At 39.0% G+C, this 1,255-nt stretch carries 2 protein-coding genes; both read right to left on the bottom strand.

What is annotated here, in order from left to right; genetic code table 11:
- Window positions 1–723, bottom strand: a complete 723-nt coding sequence (locus CBF36_RS12145) for an amino acid ABC transporter ATP-binding protein (RefSeq protein WP_125958616.1) — start codon at window positions 721–723, stop codon at window positions 1–3.
- The coding region (locus CBF36_RS12140; protein WP_133306819.1) for an amino acid ABC transporter permease at window positions 716–1,255 on the bottom strand (540 nt) is incomplete at its 5' end. The genes CBF36_RS12145 and CBF36_RS12140, both read right to left, overlap by 8 nt.

Below are 1,255 nucleotides of genomic sequence, written 5' to 3'. Positions count from 1 at the left end.
TTATAGTACTTTTTCTAAAAAGTCTTGTGTTCTGTCATTTTTTGGATGTAAAAAGATGTCTTCAGGTGTGCCTTCTTCTTGAATCACACCTTTATCCATAAAAATGACACGGTCGGCTACTTCTCGGGCAAATCCCATCTCATGAGTCACCACCACCATGGTCATGCCTTCTTTGGCTAACGCATTCATAACGGCTAATACTTCTCCAACCATTTCAGGGTCTAGGGCACTGGTTGGCTCATCAAACAACATCACGTCAGGATGCATCGCTAGGGCACGCGCAATCGCGACACGTTGTTGTTGACCACCTGATAAACTAGAAGGGTATTGATTGGCTTTATCACGTAATCCAACACGTTCAAGTAAGGCAAGTCCTTCCTTATCGGCGGTTTCTTTTGATTCGTTTTTTACTTTGATTGGACTAATGGTTAAATTTTCTAACACCGTTTTATGAGGAAAGAGGTTAAAATTTTGGAATACCATGCCCATTTTTTGACGCAATTGGTTGATATCTATTTTAGGATCAAGTAAGTTAGTTCCCTCAAACTCGATAACACCACTTGTTGGTGTTTCAAGTAAATTTAAACAACGTAGAAAGGTACTTTTTCCACTACCAGATGGCCCAATTACCACGACAACTTCGCCAGCTTTGATGGTTAAGTTAATCCCTTTTAATACCTCATTATCTCCATACGATTTTTTTAAGTCTGTTATGTTAATCATTGGCACCAATTCTCCTTTCCGCTACACCCAATAAACGAGAGAGGGTAAACGTTAAAATAAAATAAATAAATGACGCAATTAAGATTGGCAAGAATGGTTTAAAACTTGCCCCACGAACAACACCAGCTTGGAACATCAACTCAGATACCCCGATAACAGATACCACAGATGATTCTTTAATGACCGTGACAAATTCATTTCCTAACGCAGGTAAAATATTTTTAATGGCTTGTGGCATAATAATATACTGCATGGCTTTTTTCTGACTCATGCCAAGTGAACGAGCAGCTTCGGCTTGCCCTTTATCAACAGCATTGAGACCAGCACGTATAATTTCTGCGACGTAAGCCCCACTATTTAGGGATAAAGCCACACAGCTTGATGCTAAGGCACTTAGGTTAACGCCGATTACATTGAGTCCAAAGAACACTAAAAAGATTTGAACAAGTAAAGGTGTCCCACGAACATATTCAATGTAGACAACAGCAATACCTTTGAATAGTTTATTTTTAGATAATTTCATTAAAGCAAG

The organism is Vagococcus bubulae (genome assembly GCF_003950315.1).
Lineage (GTDB): Bacteria > Bacillota > Bacilli > Lactobacillales > Vagococcaceae > Vagococcus > Vagococcus bubulae.
Note: the sequence above shows the minus strand (reverse complement) of the source record. Positions and strands in the feature narration are given on the sequence as shown.

Bases quoted from the DNA above. Each gene is read 5' to 3' on its own strand.
- CBF36_RS12145 (WP_125958616.1), bottom strand. From the start codon at position 723: ATGATTAACATAACAGACTTAAAAAAATCGTATGGAGATAATGAGGTA.